This is a genomic window from Methylovulum sp., assembly GCF_028687615.1.
Lineage (GTDB): Bacteria > Pseudomonadota > Gammaproteobacteria > Methylococcales > Methylomonadaceae > Methylovulum.
Genome location: NZ_JAQTZU010000009.1, coordinates 39825 through 65803 on the forward strand (window position 1 = coordinate 39825; position 25979 = coordinate 65803).

The window sequence follows — 25979 nt, forward strand, 5'->3', positions numbered from 1 at the left end:
ATCCATGAGCCATTTAATCGAAGCAAATTTAATCGAAGCAAAACGGCTTTACCGTTATTTTGGCAAACACTGTGTGGTCAAGGATGTCAGCTTTACGCTTTCACGCGGTGAAGTGCTGGGCTTTTTGGGGCCTAACGGGGCGGGCAAGACCACCACCTTGCAAATGCTCTGCGGCCTGCTTGCCCCCGATAGCGGGGAAATCAGCATCAATGGCATCAATTTACTGACGCAAGCCAAACTCGCCAAACAATCGCTAGGCTATTTGCCCGACACGCCGCCGCTTTACAAGGACTTGACCGTGCAGGAATTTTTGCGCTATTGCGGACGATTGCATGGACTTGCCAAAGATCATATCCCCCGTGCCATCGCCCAAACCCAGGAGCGGTGCGGTTTGCAGGAAGTGACGCACAAATTGATCGGGCACCTGTCCAAAGGTTTCCAGCAACGTTTGGGCATAGCTCTGGCGATACTGCACAATCCCGATGTGGTGATCCTCGATGAACCCACCGTCGGTCTCGATCCCTTGCAAATCCGCGAAATCCGTGCCTTAATCCGCGAACTGGGGCAAGATCATGGCGTGATTTTGTCCACGCACATCCTCAGCGAAGTGCAGGATGCTTGCACCCATGTGCAAATTATCCACCAAGGCCAATTGGTCTTGCATGAAAGCGTCGCAGGACTTAACCGGCACCTGGACACCGGTTTATTGCAAGTGACCACCAGGCTTGCGCCGGACTTGGCTGTGCTGGCCGCCATTTCTGGCATCACGCGCATCGACACGGTGGCGGACACGCAATTGCACATCCATTACCGCGTCAGTGACAATCCCACGCAACGGCTCACCGAAACGGTGATAGCCAACGGTTGGGGCTTGCAGGAACTCACGCCGGTAAAACAATCAATGGAAGATATTTTCGTCAGCCTGACCAAGGAAACGCCAACTCAGGACAAACCGTCATGATCATCACCATCGCCTGCCGCGAATTCAAAACCCTGTTCTTATCGCCAGTTGCGTGGAGCATTCTGGCGGTGTTGCAATTTATACTGGCGTATCTGTTTTTGAAACAAGTGGAAACCTTCATGATTTTGCAGCCCAAACTGGCGGAAATCCCCAACAGCCCAGGACTCACCGACATCGTGGTGCCTCCCTTGTTCGGCAATGCCGCGATTATTTTATTGCTGGTCGCACCGCTTTTGACCATGCGGCTAATTGCTGAAGAACGTAGAAATAAAACCCTGCCGCTGTTGCTGTCCGCACCCATCAGCAATACCGAGATCATCATCGGCAAGTTTTTGGGCTGTCTAGGATTATTGGCGATGGTGGTTGGCTTGGTCACTGTGATGCCGCTGTCATTGTTGCTGGGCGGGGATTTGGATTTTGGCAAATTGTCCGCCAATGTCTTGGCCTTGCTAATGCTGGTGGCGGCCTTGACTTCTGCCGGACTGTATCTGTCCTGTATCTCCCAACACCCGATAGTCGCGGGGATAGGCAGTTTTGGCCTGTTGCTGGTTTTGTGGTTGCTGGACACGAGTTCGCAAATGCGCGACCAGCGCAATGAGCTGTTGGAATATTTGTCGCTGCTGCGGCACTTTCAAAATTTGCAAAGCGGTTTGCTCAATTCCGTGGACGTGGTTTATTTCCTGCTGTTTATCGGCGGGTTTGTGTTCCTTAGCATCCGTAGCTTGGATAAATTGCGGTTTCAAAAATGAATTCACCTAACCGTAGAAAAATCGCATTAAAAAATAGCTTTTTGACACTGGCAATCCTGGTCGTGCTAGCTGGCACCGGCTGGTTGAGCACCCGCTATCCGCTACGCGTCGACATCACCGCCCATGCCAACAACACCTTGTCGGAAGCCTCGCAAAAACTATTGGCGGCAATGCCCGATAGCATCAAAGTCACGGCGTATCTAAAAAAAGGTTTGCCGCTACGCTTGCAAATCGCGCAATTGCTGGAGCGTTACCGCCGCCATAAACCCGACATAACTTTTGACATTATCGATCCCGATAGCCAACCGGAAAAAACCCGCGAATTGGAAATCGGGCCTGAAGGCGCGGTGCTGGTTGACTATCGCGGGCATACTGAAAAACTGACCTTTGTCGATGAATCCACCTTAAGCAACGCCTTGCTGCAATTGCTACATGCCCAGCGGCATTGGGTGAGTTTTTTAACCGGACATGGTGAGCGCACACCCGACGGCATCGCCAATTTTGCTTGGGGACGTTTTGGTAAAGAATTGGCGTTACGCAACATCACCACCTTGACCATCAATCTGGCGACGGTTCCCGGCATCCCCGACAATTCGGCGGTGTTGGTGGTTGCCGCGCCCACCGTTGCGCTGCTCCCTGGTGAAATCGGCATCATCAAGCAATACATCCAGCATGGCGGCAACCTGTTATTGCTCAGCGAACCGGATAACAACCCGCTGGCGATTTTGCAGGAAGCACTGGGCATACACCAGCAACCAGGAAAAATCATTGACAACAGCACCCGCATTTACGGCATAGACGATCCCGGCTTCGTGATCGCCAGCAGTTATCCGTCGCATCCGATCACCCGTGGCCTGCAATTGATTAGCCTGTATCCGATGGCTGCGGCGCTGGGTTTTGACAAAAGCAGCCCGTTCCAGGCCCAAGCCTTGCTTGAAACATCTGGGCAAACACCCAGCCCATTTGCCTACGCCCTGACCCGAAATTTCGATAAAAAACAACAGCGGATCGTGGTCATAGGCGACAGTGATTTTCTGTCCAACGCGTATTTAGGCAATGTCGGCAATTTGGATGTGGGCATGAGGATCATCAATTGGTTGATGCACAATGATGAATACATTGATATTCCCACGCAAACGGCGACGGATAAAAAACTGGAGTTAAGTGCGCCCGCCGTTGCCGTGATTGGTTTTGGCTTTTTGCTGGGCCTGCCGCTGTTGTTGCTTGGTACGGGATTTATTATCTGGCGCAAGCGTAAACAGCGTTAGTTTTTTGTCCACGAAAAGCACGAAAGACACGAAATAATGGCGGAAAAATAACCTATGCTTCAAACGGTCAAGCTTTCTGTTTTTGGAGCGCGGTCATCTTGACCGCAATTGGCGGGCAGGATGCCCTCGCTCCAAAAATAGAAAACATAATATATTGAAATATATAATAATTTTCGTGGCTTTCGTGGACATTTAAAATCCTGAGCTGAACAGGGGCGACATACCCGGTCAAGCTGAGTTTTTTGTCCACGAAAAGCACGAAAGGCACGAAATAATGGCGCAAACACAATGTATAAAAAATTTTCGTGTTTTTTCGTGCCTTTCGTGGACACTTAAAACCCGTCAACCAAAAAACCAATAAGCCACAGCAATACTCGCCACCACCCCTGCCCCATCCGCCAGCAGGCCACAAGCGATGGCATGGCGGCTGTACCTGACACCGACCGAACCTAAGTACACCGCCAGCACATAAAACGTCGTTTCCGTACTGCCCTGGACAATACAGGCCAAGCGTCCGGCAAATGAATCGGCCCCTAGCGTTTTCATCGTGTCCAGCATCATCGCCCGTGCGCCGCTACCGCTAAACGGCTTGATCAAGGCCGTCGGCAGCGCGTCCACAAAACGTCCGTCGATGGCGGACAGCGACACCAAGGCACGGATGCCATCGGTCAGCAAACCAAACGCGCCACTGGCACGGAACACGCCGATAGCCACCAGCATCGCCACCAAATACGGGATAATCGTCACCGCCGTTTGGAAACCTTCTTTCGCACCATCGACAAACGCATCATAAGCATTGACGCCTTTGTAAACCGCGCCGCCGATAAACGTCACCACCAACGAAAACAGCAAAATATGGCTCAGGCTAGCCGATTGCTCCAGCATTTGTTGTTGCGGCAAACTGGAGAAATATGTGAGCAAACCGCCCACCATCAGCGTCAACCCACCCAAATAAGCCAACACTACTTTATCGAGCAAGTTGATTTTCTGGGCGTAAGCCACCGCCAGTAGGCCCGCCAACGTGGAAATATAGGTTGCAATCAATATCGGGATGAACACATCGGTGGGATTAAGCGCACCCAATTGCGCCCGGTAACTGAAAATCGTCACCGGAAACAAGGTGACGCTGGAGCTGTTGATGACCAGAAACAAAATTTGCGCCGAACTTGCCGTATCCGGTTTGGGATTGAGTGTTTGCAACTCCTGCATCGCCTTGATGCCCAGCGGGGTCGCGGCGTTGTCCAGCCCCAGCATATTCGCCGAAATATTCATCATCATCGCCCCCAAAGCCGGATGATCGCTAGGCACTTCCGGCATCAAGCGGCGAAACAAAGGCGTCAGCCCGCGTGTCAGCAACACGATAAAACCGCTTTTTTCACCGACACGCATGATCCCCAACCACAAGGACAACACTCCCGTCAAACCGATGGCAATTTCAAACGCGGCTTTGGATTGCGTGAACAGGGCGGTCATGATCTCGGCAAACACCTGCTGGTCGCCGAGAAAAAGCCATTTGACCGATGCGATGAAGAATGCAATTAGGAAAAAACTGATCCAGAGTAGGTTTAGCATGAGGGATTATTGGCAACGAAAATTCATTCGCTTCATCGTAGCAGAAAACAAACACGATTAATTTTGTGAAAAGGAGAAATCAATCGCCGGTACAATTTAGCTATTTTCCGCCAACAAATGCACCGCCAACCAAACCGTATCCTCGTTATCGGCCGTCCAAGCCACCCGATGGCGGCTATGCGCCGGAATCAGAAGATAATCACCGGCAGATAAACGCAGGGAGGGCTGGTTTTCAAAATCAATAATGGCTTGCCCTTGCAACAACAGCACCCATTCATCGCAATCCTGGTCATACCAATAACCCTCCGCAGTCGCATGGCCCTTGGAGACAATCCGCTCAATATGGACTTGCCCGCGTTTCAACAACGTTTCAAAAAGCTCTTCGGGCAGTTGTTCGGGGATGTTCTTGAAGATATTTTTGGGCATGTTGTTTTATAGAATTTTTTCTCTCAAATGATGCGATTAGCCTCTATTGCTGGGATTCCTTACGTCATCCCAGCCTACGGACTAGGGCTGTCGATAAACAAAATCATCCACACACCATTTCCACCAACCTCACCCAATAGGCCGCCCCAACCGGCAATATCGCATCATTAAAATCATAATGCGGATTGTGCAACAAGCAGCTATTGGCGGACGGGCCATTGCCTATCCAGAGATAACACCCCGGTTTTTCCTGCAACATAAAGGCAAAATCTTCAGAACCCATGCTGGGCGTGGGGTGCAAGTCAATTTTATCCGCCCCCACGACGGCGGTGGCGGCTTGCAACGCCAGGCCGGTTTCGGCTTCGCTGTTCCAAGTGACCGGATAACCGGGGTTTTCGGGGTTAAAAACCACGGTGGCAGTGACAATGAAAGCCGCGCAAATGTTGGTGGTGAGATGCTGGATACGCCCGGCGATTTCGGTTTGTAGCGAGGGTTTGAAACAGCGCAAGGTGCCGCGTAAGGTCACGGCGTCGGGGATGGCGTTCCAGGTATTGCCGGCGTGGATTTGCGAGATGCTGACCACGGCGGCATCGGCGGGGTTGAGGTTACGGCTGACGATGGTTTGTAAAGCCGTGATCAGTTGCGCGGCGGCGACGATGGCATCATTGCCTAAATGCGGCATCGCCGCATGGGTGGCTAGACCAGTGATAATGATTTCAAAACAATCGAAGGATGCCATCATCGCGCCGGATTTGATGGCAAAGTGCCCAGTGGGGATGTCGGGGAAATTGTGCATGCCGAACACATAATCGGCAGGGAATTTTGCAAAAAGGCCATCGTCAATCATGGCCTTGGCTCCGGCACGGCCTTCTTCGGCGGGCTGGAAAATGAAATACACCGTGCCGTTAAAATTCGGGTGATTTGCCAGATGGCAAGCGGCTCCCAGCAACATGGCGGTATGCCCGTCATGGCCGCAAGCGTGCATTTTGCCATCGTGGCGGGATTTGTGGGCAAAATCGTTGTGTTCCTGGATGAACAAGGCATCCATCTCGGCACGCAAGGCGATTTTTTTGGCGGACGTTCCGGCTTTGAGCGTACCGACCACGCCCGTTCCGCCTAAGCCTTGGTGAACTGCGAGGCCAAATTCGCGCAGCTTATCGGCGACAAATTGTGCGGTTTGGAATTCTTCAAACGCGGTTTCGGGATATTGGTGCAGATGTTGCCGCCATTGGCGCATGGGTTCGTGCAAATCATCCAGGAGTTGCTTGCTGGTCACGGGAAACATCACGCAAAATAATTCATCGCGCCCAGCAACGGGGTGCGCGGATTCAACGACATTTTCACCGAAACTTTATCCAGTAATCCGGCAAAACGGCCTTTGGCTTTAAACGCTTCGATAAACCGCCCGTCCTGCATCAGGGGCAATATTTTCGGGGCTATGCCACCGCCGATGAACACGCCGCCCATCGCCAGAGCTTTCAAAACCAGGTTGCCCGCTTCTGCACCGTACAACTCAACGAACAAACGCACGGCTTCGGCGCATAACGCGTCTTCACCACTGACGCCCAATCGGGAAATAACCGCATTGCGGTCTATTCCCGCCTCATGGTCATTGACTTCCGGCACTGCCAAACAAGCGGTGGCAAAATCATGCTCGCAAAGAAAATCATAAATATTGCCAAAACCCATACCGGAAATTAACCGCTCGTAACTGACGTGGCCGGGATATTTGTTGCGCAGATACTCTAGCAGGGCGTCCTGTTGTTCGGTTTGCGGGGCGAAATCGCAATGCCCGCCTTCGGTCGCCATCGGATGATGGCGGTTGCCATCCCAGTACAAAATCGCTTCACCCAATCCAGTTCCGGCGGCGATCACGGCGATATTGCCTGTTTGTGCTTGCGCGTTCGGGTTCAATTCCAGCCAATCGCCGTCCGACAGATGCAACATTCCCAAGGCCATTGCTTCCAGGTCATTAAGCAATTTGACTTGTCCTGTGCCTAAGCTTGATTTTAATTCTTCACCGTCCAGCAACCACGGCAAGTTGGTGGTTTGGCAACGCTGCCGGACCACGGGACCGGCGACCCCGAAACAGGCGGCGGAGATGCTGGTTTCCGGCGGCAGGAATTCTTGGAGGATGTCGGTAAATTCGGGATATGCCAAGCTGGAGAAGGTCTGTTCATGCTCGCAGACCAAACCACCCTCTTTGTTTTTGTCAACTAATGCCAAAACGGTTTTAGTTCCGCCTATGTCGCCTGCAAGTATCATACGGTTGCCTCTTCTGTTGGTAATTTATTGTTATTATTCAGCAAGTGTACCAGCGCATCCAATATGCCATTGGCGGCCCGGTGCGGGGGCAGTTGGTAAAACGCTTGCCAGGCAATCGAAACATGTTCTTCGTATTCCTCTTGGTGCTGCGGATGCGCTTGTAACCAGCAGATCCTGACGGCATGTCCGATAATGACATCGGTCAGTAGCGTATCATTAATGTAAACAGAATGGGTATGGAAAATAGACGCTATCGCTTTGATCGCTTCTACGGTCAATTGCCGATACACGGGCGATTGGATTTTGTTGAGCAAATGGCTGACCTGGAGTTTGAAACTTTGTTCGCCTGAAGTCATTTGCGACAAGATGGTTTCACTGTCCAACCGCCGTTTGCTATTGAGTTTTTCCCCTATCATCAAGCCGTTGCAATGATGCAGGATATTCCAGACGCTGGCAAAAAAAGCATCGTTCTCACGCCCGACACTGCCTTGCCGCTCGCGCCAGTCGTACCAATCGGCGGTTCCGGCATGATCCCCTGCATCCATAGACTTGGAAAACCGCGCTTGCCTCAAATCCTGGCAATCACCTTCGTAATTCAGTGCTTCGACCTGGCTTAAGTGATTTTCGGTGTTGCTGTAATCCGCCAAGGTTTCGCGGACTTTTTGCGACAATTGGTAAGGCGACAAAAACAGAATCTCATTAAAGGCCTGATCCAATGTACCAGCCGTTTCGCGTTTTTGTCTGGCCAAAATCAATTGCAGGATATGCCCCACCCTGACCGTGTGCATATCGGCGAATAATTCGGGTGCCGACTTGACCAACATGCCCAGATAGATGATCAGTTCCTGGATAATGATCAATTCGCTGGCGTTATTGTTGTTGAAAGTGCGGATGGACTCTAAGATTTCCCAGGAATCGGCGGGGCGTGTCAATGTCGCCCTGCCACTGTAGGCGCGGCCTACGGTCAGCAAATGCTGGCGCACCAGAATATCGGTTGCCGCCTGTTCCAGATTGATGTCGTATTTGCCCAGCAAACCGGCGCACCGTCTGACCACATACCAGGCATGTTGGTCTCCCGCCCGTTCGTAGACCTCTTCCAGTAAATCCCGCACCGTGCAAATTTGCGGGTCGGCAGCGGCCAACGCCACCAGTTCATAATCCAAGCCGTGGCGTTGCCCCAACTGGCTTAATACTTCCAGTTGCACATACAAATTGCTGTTGGTTTTCAACTGCTCCAGCAAAGCCTTGTCATCGCTGATTTCCCAAACCGTCAAAGACAGTGTGTCCATAGGCTTGGACAGGCTGCCATCAAACGGCAAGGCATGGAAAAATAGCCGTCCGCTTTCTTGCCAAGTGGCTTGGGAAAACTCAAAGTCATGCAGGTAATTGATTTTTTCCTGGTTAGACGTCTTAGTAAATTCGCCTAAAAAACCGAGCTTGACCGGTACGCCTTTGATGACGCCTTCTTGCAGTTCCGCAATAAAGTCCAGCAACACTTGGCGGTTGTGCCTCTTCAGCATGTTTTGTTTGATGCTGATGACCACCAAAGGGTTGCCCGCCTTGTCCCAATGCTTGTAAATGTAAGACAGCTCCAAACGCAGGCGGTCAATCAGCAAGCGGTTGTCCATCGCCAGATAAAAACCTTTTTGGTTGAGGAATTGCGGCAGGAACACCAATTGTGCGCCCGATAAAATATACAGTTTGGACGTGGACAATGTCCGTAACTGCCGCAACGGGCGTCCAGTCAATTCGTAACGGTCATTACGCCCGACCTGCGTGTACGCCGCCGCCAGCTCGCTGGCGTCCCTAATCTGGATCGGCGACACTTCCGCCAAGGTTTGGGTTTGCACACCACACGCCAGCAAATCCTGTTGCACACTGTCATCCTGTGCCAGTATCGCAATCTGCAAGGTGCAATCTTGGCGTTGGTTGGTCATTTTGTAGCGGCCCAACGGATCTATGTCATCAATACCCAGCCATCCGTCTTGAATCAAACTACCGAGGATAAACAGGCTTTGCGCCCACACCAGCGGGATATTCTCGTTGGGTACGCGGGTTTGGCTGTTGGGCTTGGCCTTTTCATCTGCAATCAAATCCTGCGGAACGATGTACAACTCCGGCAACAGTTTTTGTCCATTATGCTCAACCAGCAAACCTTCCAATTGGGTGCGGTAATCGGCGGCGGCCACCGTATCGCCAGCAAACAATTTATTGAGCAGCAAGTAACTGAAAAACAACGGCCATTCGCATTCTATGTGCATGAATTGCTTCAGCTCTTGCGGATTGTAATGCAGACGCTTGCTATCTTCGATGACGGTTTGGTGGCCGTCCAGCAAAAAACGCTTGCAACCATAACGGCCTTGCAGTTTGTCGCAAATCAGTTTTTCGGTTTTGTCGCGGATGGTTTTATTTTCCACCGCAAACGCCGGAAAGCCCGTAATGCTCAACACCGACGAATCGGCTTCTTTCGAAATGGACTCGCGCGGCAGCAAAGATTCCAAGGTGATGCGGGTACGGGCAATATCGTCACTGATGACGTGCACGACGGATGCTTGCCCTCCGTCTTTGCCAAACAGATTGAAGCCTGACATCACTTCCAAAGCCGCTTTCGCCATGCCGATGGAACTGGCGTTCAGCTCGGCGATGCCGTGGTTGATTTTGTTGCCGCGCTCCCAAATACCGTAGTCAGGGGTGCGGTAAGTGCGGCTGACGTAATGCACCAGGTTTTGCACGAAATTGACTTCATCAATGGTAAAGACAATACGCAAACCGGACGCAGTCATTTGCGCCAGCATCAATAAAAACAGCGAAGTCGCATCGAGCTGCAAATGCCCCCATTCGTGGTCACCCACCACCACCGCACCGGTTTTGGTGTCGTATTTGGCATGTAAGGCATCCAGCGGGTTTTGCGTGTGCTTGAATTTTTCCACCTTGGGCGACTGGCGCATCATCGCCATCAACAAGCCTCGCATCAGCTTGACGACGCTTTGTTCCAGCACATAAGCCCGGCCCTGGTTTTTGTCGCCAGGCTGGTTTTCCACACGCCGGTACGCCAAACCCAAACCCCACACCGCCAAAATACTGTAGACATTGTCGCGCACCCACGCATCGGTGTAATTGCCATGCGCCGTCACCGCCGTACTGGCGGGCAACAAGCCGCTGATCCAATGCTGGCGGCTGAGGATAATGCCCTGCACTTGCTGGAAATACCGCTCTAGTGGGTCAATGTCTACAGTGGGTTTCATTCGTAATAAAGAGTTAAGGTGATAGGAATTTACGAAGATTTGGAGCAGATATTGTGCCAATGAATTTTAAACCCGCCACCCTAAATTGGGCTGCCCCCAAAGAATGCTTAGCGTTTACGGCGAATGATGAGGGACACTCCACTTCGTTCAGCCCTTATGCCCGTTCGGGTGGCACTTACAAAAACCATCGCCCTTGCACTCCAACATCAACACGAGAACAAGACGCCTACAAACGCACCAAAGATAAACACCGCACCGCACTGAAAACGTCCAAAAAATCCCTGCCACCCACAGAAAATCCGGCGATGGCGGTTAAAAATCACCACCACCTGCCGCTTATTTGCTAAAAAACTGTACCAAAACCAAAGTTGGTTCGCATTTTGCTTCATTCAAAATCAATTCCAACCGTAGATCAGGAGCAAATAAATGAGTGGAAATGCCGTGCGCGTCCAGGCGATCCAAACCATCACCAACCGCCAACCGATGCCGACCAAGCCACCAGCAACGCTGGACAGTTTGTGGGCTAGTGATGTGTTCACCTTAAACAAAATGAAGGAAAGCCTCCCCAAAGAGATTTTCAAATCCCTGAAAAAAACCATCGAAACCAGTTCGGAACTGGATGTGTCCATCGCCGATGTCGTGGCTTTGGCGATGAAAGATTGGGCCTTGTCGAAAGGGGCCTTGTATTACGCCCATGTTTTTTATCCCTTGACCAATGCCACCGCCGAAAAACACGACGGTTTCATTTCCGTGCAAAGCGACGGTTCGGTCATCTCCGAATTCAGCGGCAAAGTGCTGGTGCAGGGCGAGCCGGACGGCTCCTCTTTCCCCAACGGCGGTATCCGCTCGACCTTTGAAGCGCGTGGCTATACCGCCTGGGACGTGACCAGCCCCGCGTTCATCATGACCACCGACAATGGCGCGACCTTGTGCATCCCGACCGTGTTCGTGTCATGGACGGGCGAAGCCTTGGACAAAAAAACCCCGTTGCTACGCGCCAATGCGGCGATGAACAAAGCCGCCCATCGAGTGTTGTCGTTGCTGGGCCATACCGGCATCGCCCCCGTCAATTCCAGTTGCGGCGCGGAGCAGGAATACTTTCTGGTCGATGCGAATTTTGTCAGCAGCCGCCCTGATTTATTATTGACCGGCCGCACGTTGTTCGGCGCATCCCCTGCCAAAGGCCAGCAATTCGATGACCATTATTTTGGTGCGATTCCTGAGCGTGTCCAGGTGTTTATGCAGGATGTTGAAGAGCAGTTATACAGGCTCGGCATCCCCGCAAAAACCCGCCATAACGAAGTCGCGCCGGGCCAGTTTGAAATCGCGCCGTTTTTTGAATCTGCCAACGTGGCGACCGACCATCAGCAATTGTTGATGACAGTTTTGAAAAATACCGCAAAAAAACACGGCTTGGTGTGCTTGCTACACGAAAAACCGTTTAAAGGCATTAACGGTTCAGGTAAACACGTCAACTGGTCGGTCGGCAACGCCACCCAGGGTAACTTGCTCGATCCTGGCTCAACGCCGCACTCCAATTCGCAATTCTTGTTGTTCTGCGGCGCGGTGATCCGTGGCGTCCACAAATTCGGCCCGCTGCTACGCGCCGCCATCGCCACCGCCAGCAACGACCACCGTTTAGGCGCGAACGAAGCCCCGCCAGCGATCATGTCGGTGTATCTCGGTACGCAACTGGATAACGTGTTCGAGCAAATCAGCAAAGGCGAAATTACCGGCTCTTTGAATGCCGGGATCATGGATTTGGGCATTAAAACCCTACCGACTTTTAGCAAAGACGCGGGCGATAGAAACCGCACCTCGCCGTTTGCTTTTACCGGCAACCGTTTTGAATTCCGCGCGGTCGGTTCCGGCCAATCGGTCGCCGGCCCTCTGGTCGCCATGAACACCATGCTCGCCGATTCGCTGAACTGGGTCGCTGATGAACTGGAAAGCGAACTGGGCAAAGGTGCAGATTTGGACACCGCGATATTGACGGTGCTGAAAGCCGTTATCGACAAGCACGGCGCAGTGGTGTTTGGTGGCAACGGCTATTCACCCGAATGGCATAAAATGGCGGTTGAAGAACGTGGTTTGCGTAACCTGCGCACCGCAGCAGACGCCCTGCCTGTTTTGAAAGAGAAAGAAATTGAAGCCTTGTTTGATGGCCTTGGCGTGTTGTCTCCCGTGGAACTTGCCAGCCGTTTCGACATCTATGCCGAGCAGTACATTTTGGCGATTGAAGTGGAAGCCAAATTGGTCATCAGTATGGCAAAAACCGGGATTTATCCGGCAGCGGTAAAATATTTGGCGGATTTGTCCTCAACCATCAGCAGCTTACAAAGCAACGGCGTGGAACTGGGCAACGAAAGCTTGCTCAGAATCTCAACCACGCTGAACACGATGATGGCGACGGTGGACAAACTCAGCACCGTGCTGGGCCAACATGATTTTGCCAGCATTGAGGAACACATGCAGTTTTGCGCCCAAACCATCCGCCCGCTGATGGACGAAGTCCGACTTTATGCGGACACGCTGGAAACTGAAGTCGCGGATGAATTATGGCCGTTCCCGACTTACCAAGAAATGTTGTTCATTAAATAACCGCTCTGGCGCAATGCCAGGACCCCCCCGCCCACGACGCGCATAACCAGGGTTGTTTGACCACTCTCCTGGCTTATGCCGCACTCTAAAAGCCCTCATTGGAAACGGATTTCCCAACTGCCCAGGTTGGGAAATCAACTTCAGGATGCTTATCTGGCTGATAATTTATCACTATTCACGCGTATAAAATCCGCTATCTTTATCAAAATAGTGCTTTTAACTGACTGTTGCTTTAAACTGGCTATCAATAGGGTCAGGCGACAACCTGAAATCCCCGTATTTTAGCCTCTAACACAGAATCCAGCCCATGACACAACTTACACCCCAAGGCCAGCAAATCATCAACAATCTTGCCCAACGCTACCACTTTAGCTTCGACGCAGTGCTTAGCCTGTTGCAATCCGTCCAAAACGGCAACGGCTCGATGGCGCAATTCAGCCATCCTGAATTTGGCGGTTCCGGGCAATGGATGCGTGGCGGCATGATTATGATTGGTGACATGTTCAATAACGGCCTGAAAAACAGCGTCAGCAATTTGTGCCAAGAACTTGCCAATCTGCTCGCAAACCAGCCGAACATGTGGCAAAGCCCTTCTTTCCAGAGCCAAAACCAAGGCACTTCATCAGCAAACAACAACATCTCCGGGCCGGTGAGCTTGTTCGTGCAGCCTGCCGGTGGCAATAACGGCAACTGGTGGCCCCAAGGCTTGATGAACCCCAATAGCACCGGTTCACAAAACAATGTCCGCTATGCTTATTTTGCCAGCATCAAAAGATTGGCAATTGAAGCCAACGGTCATGTGACCTTGTACGATACGCTAGACCATCATATCGGCGGTTTTTCCCAACAACAATCCGGCGGCAGTTCGGTCACGTTCACCAGCCAATATGGCGTCGTTGATGTCCAAAATTTACCGGTCATCTCCATTGACAATATCCCCGTCACCACGCAAACCGCCACCACTCACAGCGCGGCACCAATGGACAACAACCCGTTTTCGAACCAGGAAGCCGATATTTTTGGCGCGATTGAAAAATTGGCAGGGCTACGTGAAAAAGGCATTTTGACGGATATAGAATTCAACAATAAAAAAGCGGAATTGTTAAGCCGCCTGTAAATACGCCACCGGATAAGCATAAAGAGTGAATTAAAACTTGGTAATATTTCACAAAACCCTTAAAATGATCATAAAGAGCATGGTTTTTTTAGTGTTTTCTTTACCTTTTCAACTACTTAACTAAGGCTTCGTGAAAAATAAATTTTATACATCCTTGTTATTAGGTGTAGGTTTAGCCGTTTTAGCCACGTCTAGTTATGCCAAACCTGCCCATGCGGCGCATAAAAAACACGCCTCCGCTATTGCCAAATCGGGCAAAAAGCACGGAGCTACGCCAGCCAAGCACGGAGCTACGCCAGCCAAGCACGCAGCTCCCAAGCAACGCGCTTTGTCCGGCATCACGCCTGTCAAACATACCGTGTCACGCCAGCATCGTTTACATGGCGTTATTTCAGATCTAAAAAACGCCCATAAAAGGCATGATGTCCATCATGGACAAAAACGCCAGTTCGGCAAAAAAAAGCTGCCTAGCCCAGGCAGGACTCCCCTAGAAAAAATCTTGCCGCCGCTGACCGTTAGCATCCCGCATTTGCCTTCGCATAACGAGTTTATCAAACCAGAAGTTGAAGCCACCGAAACCAACACGCGGATCCATTCATTCATCCCCAGCGAGCGTCAGGACCAAACCATTGACCGTTCAAGTGCCGATGATGGCCCACATGATTACACCACCACACATGGCATCATCACGTCATCATTGGCTGATGCCGGTCTTGAGGCCGGATTGTCTGAAGAATTGGTCAACCAGCTTACCCATATTTTTGCCTGGGATATTGATTTTGCCACCAATTTGCATGTCGGCGATGAATTCACCGTGATGTATGGAAGCAACGGGGTAGGCGAGGAACACATCATCGCGGCGGAATTTGTCACTGAAGGCCGTGTCTTGACGGCGGTGCGTTACGAGGACGAAGAAGGCAACGTCAATTATTACACCCCGGAAGGCAAGGCGATGCGCAAGGCCTTCTTGAGCACACCGGTTGATTACGCCCGCATCACATCCCATTTTGACGCCCACCGCAGACACCCTATCCTAAACCGTATCCGTGCCCACAAAGGCGTGGATTACGCCGCCCGTACCGGCACCCCCGTCAAGGCCACCGGTGATGGCACGATTGCCTTTATGGGACGCAAAGGCGGTTATGGTCAAGTCATCATCATCCAACATGGTGAACGCTTTGAAACCCTGTACGCACATTTGTCCGACTTTAACAGCCATCTATTGGAAGGCGACACTGTCGGCCAAGGGGATATTATCGGTTATGTCGGCCAAACGGGTTTGGCAACCGGCCCGCATTTACATTATGAATTCCGTGTCGATGGCATGCACCGCAACCCGGAAATTTCCGGCTCCGGTTCGCGCAACGACATGGCTTTAAACAGTGTGTCGCTACAAGACTTTAAAATGCAAACCCGTGCAATCGTCGCCCAGCTTTATTCAGCCAAAGCTCAATCACTGTTTGCCAAAAACCAAGAACAATTGCGTTAATGCCTGAACTATACATCGGCCTGATGGCAGGGACCAGTATTGATGGCATTGATGCCGCCTTGGTCGATTTTAGTAACGACCAGATACAACTTATCGCTTTTGAATACTTGCCATTTCCTGATGTTGTTAAATCCGCCATCGCACAAATCAGCACCGCTAACGCGCTTATTTCCCTAACAGATTACGGCAGGCTGGATAGGCAGCTTGGCGGGCTATTTGCCGATACCGTCAAAACCTTGCTCAACAAAGCCGGATTATCGGCTTCGGCGGTTGAGGCCATTGGCAGCCACGGGCAAACGGTTTACCACGCCCCCGATGGTGACGCACCATTTTCTTTGCAAATCGGTGATCCCAATGTCATCGTCGAACAGACCGGCATCACCACCGTCGCCGATTTTCGCCGCCGGGACTTGGCAGTCAACGGGCAAGGTGCACCGCTGGTGCCCGCTTTCCATCAAGCCGTATTCGGGGCGACTGGCAATCCGCGTTGCATCGTCAATATCGGCGGTATCGCCAACATCACCGTATTGCCTGGCGACACCGCAAACCCTGTCATTGGTTTCGACACCGGCCCTGGCAACACCTTGATGGATCTATGGATTTATCAGCACACGGGAAAGCTTTATGATGCAGATGGCACATGGGCACGAAGCGGACATATCCAAGCCGGGTTGGTGGAAAAATGGCGGCAAGACGCTTATTTCCACGCAGCCCCTCCTAAAAGCACGGGCAAGGAATATTTTTCCCTGCCGTGGCTGGCACAAACCGCAGAACTAGCAGATTATCGCCCCGAAGACATCCAAGCCAGCTTGTGCGCCTTGACCGCAGCCACGATTTCCGATGCCATCAAGCAGTACGCGCCGGACACGAGGCAAGTGATAATCTGTGGCGGCGGGGCGCATAACGGTTATTTGCTGGAGCTGCTGGCACAACACCTGCCCTGCCCCGTGCAGTCCAGCGAAGGCTTCGGCATGCACCCCGACCATGTCGAAGCGATGGCGTTTGCGTGGTTGGCGCGGCAAACCTTGCTGCATTTGCCTGGAAATCTGAAAGAAGTGACCGGGGCTGACAAATCGGTCGTGTTGGGCGGAATTTATCGGGCTGGTTGATGGCAACAAAAAGGCCGGCGTCCCTACACGGGATGCCGGCCTTTTTTATGTAGGGCTTTCAGGTTTCCAAAAACTGAAAAGCCTTATTCCGCATTTGTAAAAAACATCACATGGAAAAAGACGACCCGCAACCACAAGTGGTCGACGCATTTGGATTACGGATGACAAACTGCGCACCCGACAAATCTTCCTTGTAATCCACTTGGGCACCCGCCAAATACTGGATGCTCATCGAATCAATCAGCACCGTGACGCCGCCATTGACCACACGGGTATCATCTTCGTTAATTTCTTCATCAAAAGTAAACCCGTACTGGAAACCTGAACAACCACCGCCTGTGACATAAACCCGCAATTTCAGATTATCATTGCCTTCTTCGGTGATTAATTCACTGACTTTGCTGGCGGCACTGTCAGTAAAAATAATTGGCTCTGCCATAAATATAAATCCTCCACTATCAATAAAACTTCATTTGATTATGACTATACCTAGTAGATTAGTCAACAATTACCCTTGGCCTTTGAAAAATTCGCCGACACCAAGACAAACTCAGTAAAATGCTTGAACAATTTGCTTGTCGTAAACGCTATCGACCCTCCCACACTAAAGAGCATTTTTACTGCTTCCAGCCTTACAACCCCTTTGTATGAATTCACTCAGGAAACATTATGTCTGATATAGAAATTGCCCAACAAGCCCAAATGCAGCCGATTATCGGTTTAGCCAAACAACACTTTGGCATTGATGCCGAACATCTGGATCCATTCGGTCACTACAAAGCCAAAATCTCGCTGGAATACATCAACAGCCTCGCCGATAAAGAAGACGGCAAATTGATTTTAGTGACGGCGATCAGCCCCACTCCGGCAGGTGAAGGCAAAACCACCACCACAGTGGGCTTGGGCGACGCGCTGAACCGTATCGGCAAACGTACCATCATGTGCCTGCGTGAACCTTCGCTAGGGCCGTGTTTTGGCGTCAAAGGCGGTGCGGCGGGCGGCGGTTACGCGCAAGTGGTACCAATGGAAGACATCAACCTGCATTTCACCGGCGATTTCCACGCGATTGGCGTAGCGCACAACTTGCTTTCCGCGCTTATCGACAACCACATCAACCACGGCAACGGGCTGGACATAGACCCGCGCCGCATCCAGTGGAAGCGCGTCGTCGATATGAATGACCGGGCTTTACGCCATATCGTCGTCGGCATGGGTGGTGCAACTAACGGTTATTTGCGTGAAGACGGCTATGATATTGTCGTCGCTTCCGAAGTGATGGCAATCCTGTGCCTCGCAACCAGCCGCGCCGATTTGAAAGCCCGTTTAGGCCGTATCGTCATCGGCTACAAATCCGACAAAATCACGCCGGTTTATGCCAGCGACCTGAACGCCCACGGTGCGATGGCGGCGTTGTTGAAAGACGCGATCAAACCCAACTTGGTGCAAACCTTGGAAAATAATATCGCCATCATCCACGGCGGCCCCTTCGCCAATATCGCCCACGGTTGCAATACCGTAACCGCCACCAAAACGGCGTTGAAACTGGCGGATTATGTCGTCACGGAAGCCGGATTCGGTGCCGATTTGGGCGCGGAAAAATTCATCGACATCAAATGCCGGATGTCCGGCCTGAAACCATCGGCGGTGATCCTTGTGGCAACCATCAGGGCGTTAAAATTCCACGGCGGCATTGCCAAGGAAGCATTGAACCAGGAAAACTTGACCGCACTGGAGCAAGGTTTCGTCAATCTGGAACGCCATTACCGCAATATAACCGAACATTACGGCCTGCCTTGCGTCGTGTGCGTCAACCATTTCACCTTTGACACCGAAGCTGAAATCGCCCTGCTACAAGCTAAATGTGCAGTCTTAGGCGCGACTTGCATACTCTCCACACATTGGGCGGAAGGCGGTGCCGGTGCCGAAGCCCTGGCACATGAAGTGATCGGAATTGTCGATAAGCGCGAACCCGGATGCGCGTTTGTTTACGATGAAGACTTGGGATTATGGGAAAAAATTGTCGCCATCGCCACCAAGTTATACGGTGCGGGAACGGTAACAGCCAACGCCAAAGTCAAAACCCAACTGGCGGCTTGGCAAGCGGATTACGGCAAATTCCCGATTTGCATAGCAAAAACCCAAATGTCGTTCTCGACCAACCCTAGCTCCAAAGGCGCGCCATCTGGGCATACCGTGGAAATCAGTGACGTGCGCTTGGCAAACGGCGCGGGCTTTATCGTCGCCATCGCAGGGGATATGATGACCATGCCCGGCTTGCCGAAAGTCCCCGCCGCCGAACGCATTGATATTGATGATGATGGCAAGATTACAGGCTTGTTCTGAAGAAATTAGGTAGGCTGGAAAAGACTGCCCACACATCACGCGGGGCGGTCTTTTCCGACAATTAAGGCTCACGCCGGAAACGCCTGTCCTCGCTCGAACAGGCTTATTCCGGCCTACAAATTACGCGGCTACCGCTTGATCCAATTTAAACGCGGCATGTAAGGCCCGCACTGCCAACTCCAAGTACTTCTCGTCCACCACCACGGAAATCTTGATTTCCGACGTGGAAATCATACGGATATTGATGCCTTCGGAAGCCAAGGTTTTGAACATGGTGCTGGCGATGCCGGCATGGGAGCGCATCCCGACACCGACGATGGACACTTTCACTATCGTGTTGTCCCCCGTAACTTTTCTCGCCCCCAGTTCGGCGCAGGTTTGTTCCAATATCGCCAAAGCACGTTGGTAATCGTTGCGATGCACGGTAAAGGTAAAATCCGTAGTCGCATCGTCGGCGATGTTTTGGACAATCATATCCACTTCGATATTCGCATCGGCGATAGGGCCCAAGATGGTGGATGCCACGCCTGGACGGTCAGGTACGCCCGTAATGGTGAGTTTTGCCTCGTCGCGGTTAAAGGCGATACCTGAAATTAAAGCACTTTCCATTGATGATTCCTCGTAGGTAATGAGTGTGCCACACCCTTCTGTAAATGATGACAGAACGCGCAGGGCGACATTGTATTTGCCGGCAAATTCGACGGAACGGATCTGTAAGACTTTTGAACCCAAACTCGCCATTTCCAGCATTTCTTCAAAAGTGATGCGGTCCAAACGGCGGGCTTTGGGTTCGACGCGCGGGTCGGTGGTGTAAACGCCATCGACATCGGTGAAAATCAGGCATTCATCGGCCTTTAACGCCGCCGCCAAGGCCACCGCCGTGGTATCGGAACCGCCACGCCCTAGCGTCGTGATATTGTCGTGTTCGTCCACACCCTGGAAACCCGCGACCACCACAACCTTACCCTGATTGAGATTGGCGTGGATGCGCGTGTCATCAATTTTGCGGATACGCGCTTTGGTGTGGCTGCTATCGGTAAGGATTTTCACCTGCCCGCCCGTGTAGGAACAAGCGTCACAGCCAATTTCATGCAAGGCCATGCTCAACAACGCCACCGTCACCTGCTCGCCAGTGGAAATCAACACATCCATTTCCCGTTCCGTAGGCTGCACCTGAATTTCTTTTGCCAGGCCAATCAAGCGGTTGGTTTCACCACTCATCGCCGACACCACCACGACAATCCGATCGCCCAAATCCTGGGCGGTTTTTACTTTTTCAGCGACCGCTTTGATACGCTCTACCGTACCCACCGACGTGCCACCGAATTTATAGACATAAAGTGCCATTTTTAAACCTGTTAATGTGATTTCTTGCGAAAAAGCCGAAGATGTGATCACCCGAAGGCCTGATCAAAAAATTCTCTCCGAACCCGCTATGGTAAAAGTTTTTTGCATTTTGTTAAACCATTATGACAAGTTGACGGCCTTCTCACATAGTTTGACTGGATTACCCAGGTTTCCCAAAGCGCCCACGCGGGCTATAGTGTGAATCGTGGTCGACTATCAAGCCGAGTTTTTGGGCAATTTCACGCTCCCACGAATCAGGGTCTTTACTGCCCCTGGCAATCGCGAGCAAGGCATAATTGATCAAACCTTCGACATTTTCAGCCAATAGTGGTTGTCCACTGCGTCTGTGCAGTTTTAGGATATATTCAAATTCGCGGATGATGTCATCGTCTATGTGGATTTGCATTACAGTACCTGCTTGGTTATTTTTAAACAGGGTTTGCCTCACTACCGGAAGATTCTAAGCTAAATTTTACGGTGATTATCATCATTTTTACTGTTGATTTACGTCTAGCCAGCCAAGCGAACGACAAACCATGCTGGCGATTGATAAGGCATGGGCGTATTATTTGATCCGTAGCCACGATTTGGCAGCATTTCTGGTTTATCAGCGTTTCTTCCAAACAGCAGTGCCACAACACAGAAATATTAATAGAGAAATCCACCATGTTCATAAAAAAGCTAATCATAAAAAAGCTATTCCTATTATTCATCCTGTTCAGCTTGACGGGTTGTGGTTACAACAGCTTACAATCGGGCGATGAAGACATCACGGCAAAATGGGCGGAAGTATTGAACCAATACCAGCGTCGGGCCGATTTAATCCCCAATCTGGTCAATGTCGTCAAAGGCTATGCCGCCCATGAAAAAGACGTGCTGCTAGGCGTGACCGAGGCCAGGGCAAAAGTTGGCGCGATCCAGGCCAGCCCTGAATTGGTCAATGATGAGCAAGCCTTCAAGAAATTTATTGCCGCGCAAGGCCAAATGACCAGTGCGATCTCCCGCTTATTGCTGGTTGCGGAAAAATACCCTGACTTAAAGGCCGATGGTGTGTTCCGTGATTTGCAGGCACAGCTCGAAGGCACCGAGAACCGCATCACCGTGGCCCGCAACCGTTATATCGAAGCCGTCAAAGCATACAACACCACGGTGCGCAGTTTCCCTTCCAACTTAACCGCAATGGTTTTTGGGCTAAAAACCAAACCCAGCTTTACGGTGGAAAATGAACAAGCCATCGCCCAGCCGCCCAAGGTGGACTTTGGTGCGCCGACCGCACCTGCCGCCAACCAATAGACTTTGCTGTTTATGGTCAAGGTCATGCGTTATGGACTGGGTGTTTTCCTGCTGCTGTTATTTACAACAGCCGCTGCGGAAATTGCAATCCCGCCATTGTCCCAGCGCGTGACCGATTTGACCGGGACGCTCAGTGCCCGGCAAATGAACGCAATGGAACAGACTTTAGCGGCTTTTGAAGCCAGGAAAGGCAGCCAGATCGCCGTGTTGATGATAGCGACGACACAACCGGAAGCAATTGAGCAATTTGGAATCCGCGTGGCCGATGCCTGGAAAATTGGCCGCAAGTCGATTGATGACGGCGTCATTTTCATCATCGCCAAGAATGACCGGAAAATGCGCCTGGAAGTGGGTTACGGCTTGGAAGGCGTGATTCCCGACGCGATTGCCAAACGCATCATCTCAGAAACAATAACTCCCTATTTCAAACAAAATGATTACGCTGGCGGCATCAATGCGGGGATCAGCCAATTGACAAAATTGATCGACGGCGAGCCTTTGCCCGCCCCGCAAACCCATGCCAATAGCCACTTCAATGAAAATACTTTTATTGTCTTCCTAATAGTCGGCGTAGTATCGGGTTTCATCCTGTCCGCCATATTTGGGCAGGTCATGGGCGGCTTGCTGGCGGGCTTGGGCAGCGGACTCGCGGCGGTCTTGCTTGTAGGCTTGTCCTTTAGCATTGGCGTATTTATCGCCATGATGGTGTTCTTTTTTGTCGGCTTCAGTGGTCGTGGTGGCAGAGGCTTGGGCGGATTTGGCGGCGGATTTGGTGGTGGTAGCGGCGGTTCTTGGGGCGGCGGCGATGGCGGTTTTGGCGGCGGAGGCGCATCGGGATCATGGTAAATAGCAAACGTTGGCTCATTCACACTTTCACCCCACCTTGGCGATGGCATTGGACATTTCCTAAGGCCACCCTCAAGGCGATTGAAGAGGCGGTAAAATTATCGGAAACCCAGCATAGCGGGGAACTCCGTTTTGCCATCGAAACAACGCTACCGTCCGCCCGGGTTTGGCATGGACTTAGCGCACGGCAACGGGCAACGGAACTGTTTGCCAAGCTACGGGTATGGGACACCGAAGAAAACTCAGGCGTGTTGATTTATTTACAGCTTGCCGACCGTGAAGTCCACATCCTCGCAGACCGTGGCATCAACAAGCGTGTGCGCCAGGCTGAATGGGACGCGGTGGCTCTAGCGATGGAGGGATATTTCCGTCAGGGCGATTTTCTTCGCGGCTCATTGGAGGGCATTGGGCGCATTACCGGCATCTTGGCGGCACATTTTCCTGCCAACGCCGACAATCCAGATGAGCTACCCAACCAACCCGTCATTATTCGTAGATAAAATCATCGGTATACCAGTCGTTGTGTTACTGCTTGCCCCACAAAGCGATACCATCCAGACTTCACCTCCTATCGGCAGGGCTATGTTAAAAAACCGCTTCATCAAACAACTGCTCAACAGCTTTCTGGATTTGTTGCCTATCCTTTCCGTTGTGTTGTTTTTTCAAATAGCCGTCATCCGCCAGCCGATTCCTGATGTTGCACATTTGCTCATGGGGACGCTGTTCGTCATTCTAGGTTTGGCTTTATTTGTCCAAGGGCTGGAGCAAAGCCTGTTCCCCTTGGGCGAATCCTTGGCCTACGCGTTTGCCCGCAAAGGCAGCGTGGTTTGGTTGCTGGCGTTCGCGTTTTGTTTAGGCTTTGGTTCGGCGGTGGCTGAACCATCCTTGATTGCCATCAGCAAGGAAGCGGCGCGGATTGCCAGCCAGGGCCATATCATCGCCGATTCCGAACTTGCCAAAAGCGATTATGCGTTGGGTTTGCGCCTGACCATCGCCTTGGCGGTCGGCGTGGCGATTTTGATTGGCGTGTTGCGGATTATCCGTGGCTGGCCGATTTATTATCCGATTATCGGCGGTTATGTTGCCGTGGCGGCCATCACCCCGTTCGCGCCGAAGGAAATTATCGGCATCGCTTATGATTCGGGCGGCGTGGCGACCACCACCATCACCGTACCGCTGGTCACCGCCTTGGGCGTAGGTCTGGCAACGGCGATCAAAGGCCGCAACCCGATGAGCGACGGTTTTGGCATGATCGCCTTGGCTGCTTTGATGGCGATGTTATTTGTCATGGTTTACGGGATAGTACGATGATCGTCTGGTTAGTGCATTTTGCCGAAGTCTTGCTGCAAACCTGCCGCGATATTTTACCGATAGCGGCAATTATCCTTGTTTTTCAATTTTTGGTGATCCGCAAGCCGTTGGCGAACCCGCGTAAGATTGCCGCCGGCTTTGTCTTGGTGTTGGTCGGCATCGCATTTTTCCTCGAAGGCCTGAACATGGCCCTGTTCCCGCTAGGCACGCTGATGGCGAGCCAATTGACCGCGCCGGAGTTTCTCGGCATCCCCGCCACCGCCCCGCGCACTTGGCTGGCTTACGGTTGGGTCTATGTCTTTGCCGCCAGCCTGGGCCTGACCACCGCGTTGGCGGAACCGACCTTGCTGGCGGTTGCCAAAAAAGTCGAAAACGTGTCCGGCGGCACAATACGCGCGTGGGGGCTGCGCATTGCCGTGGCCTTGGGCGTGGCTTTCGGGCTGGCTTTGGGCACGTTCCGTATCGTCACTGGTGCGGATTTATACTTTTACATTGTCGCCGGCTATGGCGTGGTGGCACTGCAAACCCTATTCGCCCCGAAAGTCATCCTGGCTTTGGCTTACGATATGGGCGGCGTGACCACGTCCACCGTCACCGTGCCGCTAGTCGCCGCCTTGGGGCTAGGGCTGGCCGCCGCCGTGCCAGGCCGCAACCCGGTGCTGGACGGTTTCGGCCTGATCGCCTTCGCCAGCTTGTTCCCCATCATTGCCGTACTGGCCTACGTCCAGTTAGCGCACTGGCTCAGCAAACGCAAATCCACACATGAGGTTTAATTATGCACTTTAAATTGATTATCGCTTTTGTCGAAGACGATAAAACCGACCTAGTCTTGGCAACCGCGCGGGAAAACGGCGCGAAAGGCGCGACCGTGATCAACAATGCCCGTGGCGAGGGCCTGAAACAGTCGAGGACGTTTTTTGGCCTAACGTTGGAAACCCAACGCGATGTGCTGCTGATGCTGGTCGAAGAACATCTGAGCCGCCATATTTTGGAGAAAATCGCCAGCGTCGCGGACTTTGACAACAAACCCGGAACCGGCATCGCTTTTCAAATCGATGTCGAAGACGCTATCGGCGTGACCCGCCAGATGGAAATATTAAGCCATGAAATTGAGGACAAATTATGATTGAAAAACCGCAAGTCATCCGTGTCAAGGATGTCATGAAAACCGATTTTGGCAGGATAGACGGCATCGCCACCGTCGCCGAAGCCTTGCATATCATGAAGTCGCAAAAAACCTCGGTGCTGATTGTCAACAAACGCCATGAAGATGACGAATACGGCATCATCAATTCCGGCGATATAGCCCGCCATGTGTTGGCAAAAGACCGCGCACCGGAACGTGTCAATGTCTATGAAATCATGAGCAAACCGGTCATATCCGTGCATCCTGAGATGGACATCCGTTATTGCTCGCGCTTGTTCGCCGATTATAATTTGGTCCGCGCACCCGTCATCGCCAACCGCGAAGTCATCGGCATGGTCAGCCCCAATTCTTTGGTGTTGGACGGTTTGTATTTATTGTCTGAAAAGCCTTGAAAGCTTTTATTTTAAGCCCGTTTAAACCCGTTTAAACATGGAACAGTTACATTTAGGCTTATCAGATCGGTAAAACCTGAAAAACCTGCATCACAATTTTTCAGGCATTTGTGTTGAGAAATAGCATCGAATAAAAAATATCAGTACAATCCGCACCCACAGAGTCAAGATGTTGAGCCAGTGGAAGTCCCTTTTAATGCTTATCCGGTCATCAATGTTGTAGTTCTGTTTTACCGTAAGTTTTAATTTCAGGAGTTTTCCAATGGCAACAGGTACTGTAAAGTGGTTTAACAACACTAAAGGTTTTGGTTTTATCGCACCCACCGAAGGCGGCGAAGATGTGTTCGTGCATCATTCCGTGATCCAAGGCGAAGGCTTTAAGACGTTGACCGAAGGTCAAAAAGTCACTTTCGATGTCGAATCAGGCCCTAAAGGTTTGACTGCAACCAATGTAAGCACAAAATAACCATATCAGCTTTATTGGTTGTTAATAAACTG

General features: G+C 51.7%; 25 protein-coding genes. 17 read left to right on the forward strand and 8 right to left on the reverse strand.

Annotation, left to right across the window (positions count from 1 at the left end; all coding sequences use genetic code 11):
* The first annotated feature begins 4 nt into the window (after positions 1-4).
* The 3 genes from PHH59_RS07150 to PHH59_RS07160 are packed head-to-tail and all read left to right on the forward strand — an operon-like array spanning position 5 to position 2978.
* Positions 5-961: an ABC transporter ATP-binding protein gene (locus tag PHH59_RS07150; RefSeq protein ID WP_300013362.1), complete on the forward strand. Its 957-nt coding sequence runs from the start codon at positions 5-7 to the stop codon at positions 959-961.
* On the forward strand, positions 958-1710 hold the full coding sequence (locus PHH59_RS07155) for an ABC transporter permease (RefSeq protein ID WP_300013365.1): 753 nt from the start codon (positions 958-960) through the stop codon (positions 1708-1710). Before PHH59_RS07150 ends, PHH59_RS07155 begins: the two co-directional genes overlap by 4 nt.
* The gene (locus PHH59_RS07160) at positions 1707-2978 is read left to right on the forward strand and encodes a GldG family protein (RefSeq protein ID WP_300013368.1); all 1272 of its coding nucleotides are present in this window, start codon (positions 1707-1709) and stop codon (positions 2976-2978) included. Before PHH59_RS07155 ends, PHH59_RS07160 begins: the two co-directional genes overlap by 4 nt.
* Positions 2979-3320: 342 nt before the next feature.
* On the opposite strand, the gene PHH59_RS07165 is transcribed toward PHH59_RS07160, so the two are convergent.
* The 5 genes from PHH59_RS07165 to PHH59_RS07185 form a co-directional block, all read right to left on the reverse strand.
* Positions 3321-4550, reverse strand: a complete 1230-nt coding sequence (locus PHH59_RS07165; protein WP_300013371.1) for a spore maturation protein — start codon at positions 4548-4550, stop codon at positions 3321-3323.
* Positions 4551-4646: 96 nt separating this feature from the next.
* On the reverse strand, positions 4647-4976 hold the full coding sequence (locus PHH59_RS07170; RefSeq protein WP_300013374.1) for a cupin domain-containing protein: 330 nt from the start codon (positions 4974-4976) through the stop codon (positions 4647-4649).
* 103 nt (positions 4977-5079) lie between these two features.
* Entirely contained in the window at positions 5080-6261 is a 1182-nt protein-coding gene (locus tag PHH59_RS07175; RefSeq protein WP_300013377.1) for a M20 aminoacylase family protein, read from the reverse strand.
* On the reverse strand, positions 6261-7241 hold the full coding sequence (gene glk / locus PHH59_RS07180; RefSeq protein WP_300013380.1) for a glucokinase: 981 nt from the start codon (positions 7239-7241) through the stop codon (positions 6261-6263). The genes PHH59_RS07175 and glk overlap by 1 nt, the downstream gene beginning before the upstream one ends.
* Positions 7238-10486: a glycoside hydrolase family 15 protein gene (locus PHH59_RS07185; RefSeq protein WP_300013383.1), complete on the reverse strand. Its 3249-nt coding sequence runs from the start codon at positions 10484-10486 to the stop codon at positions 7238-7240. The genes glk and PHH59_RS07185 overlap by 4 nt, the downstream gene beginning before the upstream one ends.
* Before the next feature lie 59 nt (positions 10487-10545).
* Here PHH59_RS07185 and PHH59_RS07190 point away from each other — a divergent pair, with 59 nt between their 5' ends.
* The 5 genes from PHH59_RS07190 (at position 10546) to PHH59_RS07210 (ending at position 16802) form a co-directional block, all read left to right on the forward strand.
* Complete coding sequence (locus PHH59_RS07190; protein WP_300013386.1) at positions 10546-10833, forward strand: hypothetical protein; 288 nt, start codon at positions 10546-10548, stop codon at positions 10831-10833.
* 79 nt (positions 10834-10912) lie between these two features.
* Positions 10913-13087 (forward strand): glutamine synthetase III, encoded by a 2175-nt coding sequence (locus PHH59_RS07195; RefSeq protein WP_300013389.1) that lies wholly within the window; start codon positions 10913-10915, stop codon positions 13085-13087.
* Positions 13088-13394: 307 nt separating this feature from the next.
* Positions 13395-14204, forward strand: a complete 810-nt coding sequence (locus PHH59_RS07200; RefSeq protein ID WP_300013392.1) for an SHOCT domain-containing protein — start codon at positions 13395-13397, stop codon at positions 14202-14204.
* Between the two features lie 130 nt (positions 14205-14334).
* Positions 14335-15693, forward strand: a complete 1359-nt coding sequence (locus PHH59_RS07205) for a peptidoglycan DD-metalloendopeptidase family protein (protein ID WP_300013395.1) — start codon at positions 14335-14337, stop codon at positions 15691-15693.
* Positions 15693-16802, forward strand: coding sequence for an anhydro-N-acetylmuramic acid kinase (locus PHH59_RS07210; protein WP_300013398.1), 1110 nt, complete (start codon positions 15693-15695; stop codon positions 16800-16802). Before PHH59_RS07205 ends, PHH59_RS07210 begins: the two co-directional genes overlap by 1 nt.
* Before the next feature lie 106 nt (positions 16803-16908).
* On the opposite strand, the gene erpA is transcribed toward PHH59_RS07210, so the two are convergent.
* Complete coding sequence (gene erpA, locus PHH59_RS07215) at positions 16909-17241, reverse strand: iron-sulfur cluster insertion protein ErpA (protein WP_300013400.1); 333 nt, start codon at positions 17239-17241, stop codon at positions 16909-16911.
* 230 nt (positions 17242-17471) lie between these two features.
* On the opposite strand from erpA, the gene PHH59_RS07220 reads away from it, so the two are divergent.
* Positions 17472-19145 (forward strand): formate--tetrahydrofolate ligase, encoded by a 1674-nt coding sequence (locus tag PHH59_RS07220; protein ID WP_300013403.1) that lies wholly within the window; start codon positions 17472-17474, stop codon positions 19143-19145.
* A gap of 120 nt (positions 19146-19265) precedes the next feature.
* On the opposite strand, the gene PHH59_RS07225 is transcribed toward PHH59_RS07220, so the two are convergent.
* Together PHH59_RS07225 and PHH59_RS07230 are read right to left on the reverse strand one after the other, a co-directional pair.
* Positions 19266-20492, reverse strand: a complete 1227-nt coding sequence (locus PHH59_RS07225; RefSeq protein WP_300013406.1) for an aspartate kinase — start codon at positions 20490-20492, stop codon at positions 19266-19268.
* Positions 20493-20652: 160 nt separating this feature from the next.
* Positions 20653-20898 carry a hypothetical protein gene (locus PHH59_RS07230; protein WP_300013409.1) on the reverse strand — a complete coding sequence of 82 codons (246 nt, stop codon included), beginning with the start codon at positions 20896-20898 and terminating at the stop codon, positions 20653-20655.
* A gap of 260 nt (positions 20899-21158) precedes the next feature.
* On the opposite strand from PHH59_RS07230, the gene PHH59_RS07235 reads away from it, so the two are divergent.
* The 8 genes from PHH59_RS07235 to PHH59_RS07270 all read left to right on the forward strand — a co-directional run bounded on the left by PHH59_RS07235 (position 21159) and on the right by PHH59_RS07270 (position 25947).
* On the forward strand, positions 21159-21785 hold the full coding sequence (locus tag PHH59_RS07235) for a LemA family protein (RefSeq protein ID WP_300013412.1): 627 nt from the start codon (positions 21159-21161) through the stop codon (positions 21783-21785).
* Between the two features lie 24 nt (positions 21786-21809).
* Positions 21810-22631: a YgcG family protein gene (locus PHH59_RS07240; protein WP_300013415.1), complete on the forward strand. Its 822-nt coding sequence runs from the start codon at positions 21810-21812 to the stop codon at positions 22629-22631.
* Positions 22625-23131 (forward strand): TPM domain-containing protein, encoded by a 507-nt coding sequence (locus tag PHH59_RS07245; RefSeq protein WP_300013418.1) that lies wholly within the window; start codon positions 22625-22627, stop codon positions 23129-23131. The genes PHH59_RS07240 and PHH59_RS07245 overlap by 7 nt, the downstream gene beginning before the upstream one ends.
* Positions 23132-23213: 82 nt before the next feature.
* Positions 23214-23942 (forward strand): DUF1538 domain-containing protein, encoded by a 729-nt coding sequence (locus PHH59_RS07250; protein ID WP_300013640.1) that lies wholly within the window; start codon positions 23214-23216, stop codon positions 23940-23942.
* The gene (locus PHH59_RS07255; protein ID WP_300013421.1) at positions 23939-24715 is read left to right on the forward strand and encodes a DUF1538 domain-containing protein; all 777 of its coding nucleotides are present in this window, start codon (positions 23939-23941) and stop codon (positions 24713-24715) included. The genes PHH59_RS07250 and PHH59_RS07255 overlap by 4 nt, the downstream gene beginning before the upstream one ends.
* Before the next feature lie 2 nt (positions 24716-24717).
* Positions 24718-25068: a P-II family nitrogen regulator gene (locus PHH59_RS07260; RefSeq protein WP_300013423.1), complete on the forward strand. Its 351-nt coding sequence runs from the start codon at positions 24718-24720 to the stop codon at positions 25066-25068.
* Positions 25065-25481, forward strand: coding sequence for a CBS domain-containing protein (locus PHH59_RS07265; RefSeq protein ID WP_300013426.1), 417 nt, complete (start codon positions 25065-25067; stop codon positions 25479-25481). Before PHH59_RS07260 ends, PHH59_RS07265 begins: the two co-directional genes overlap by 4 nt.
* Positions 25482-25743: 262 nt before the next feature.
* Positions 25744-25947 (forward strand): cold-shock protein, encoded by a 204-nt coding sequence (locus PHH59_RS07270; protein WP_300013429.1) that lies wholly within the window; start codon positions 25744-25746, stop codon positions 25945-25947.
* The last annotated feature ends 32 nt before the right edge of the window (positions 25948-25979 follow it).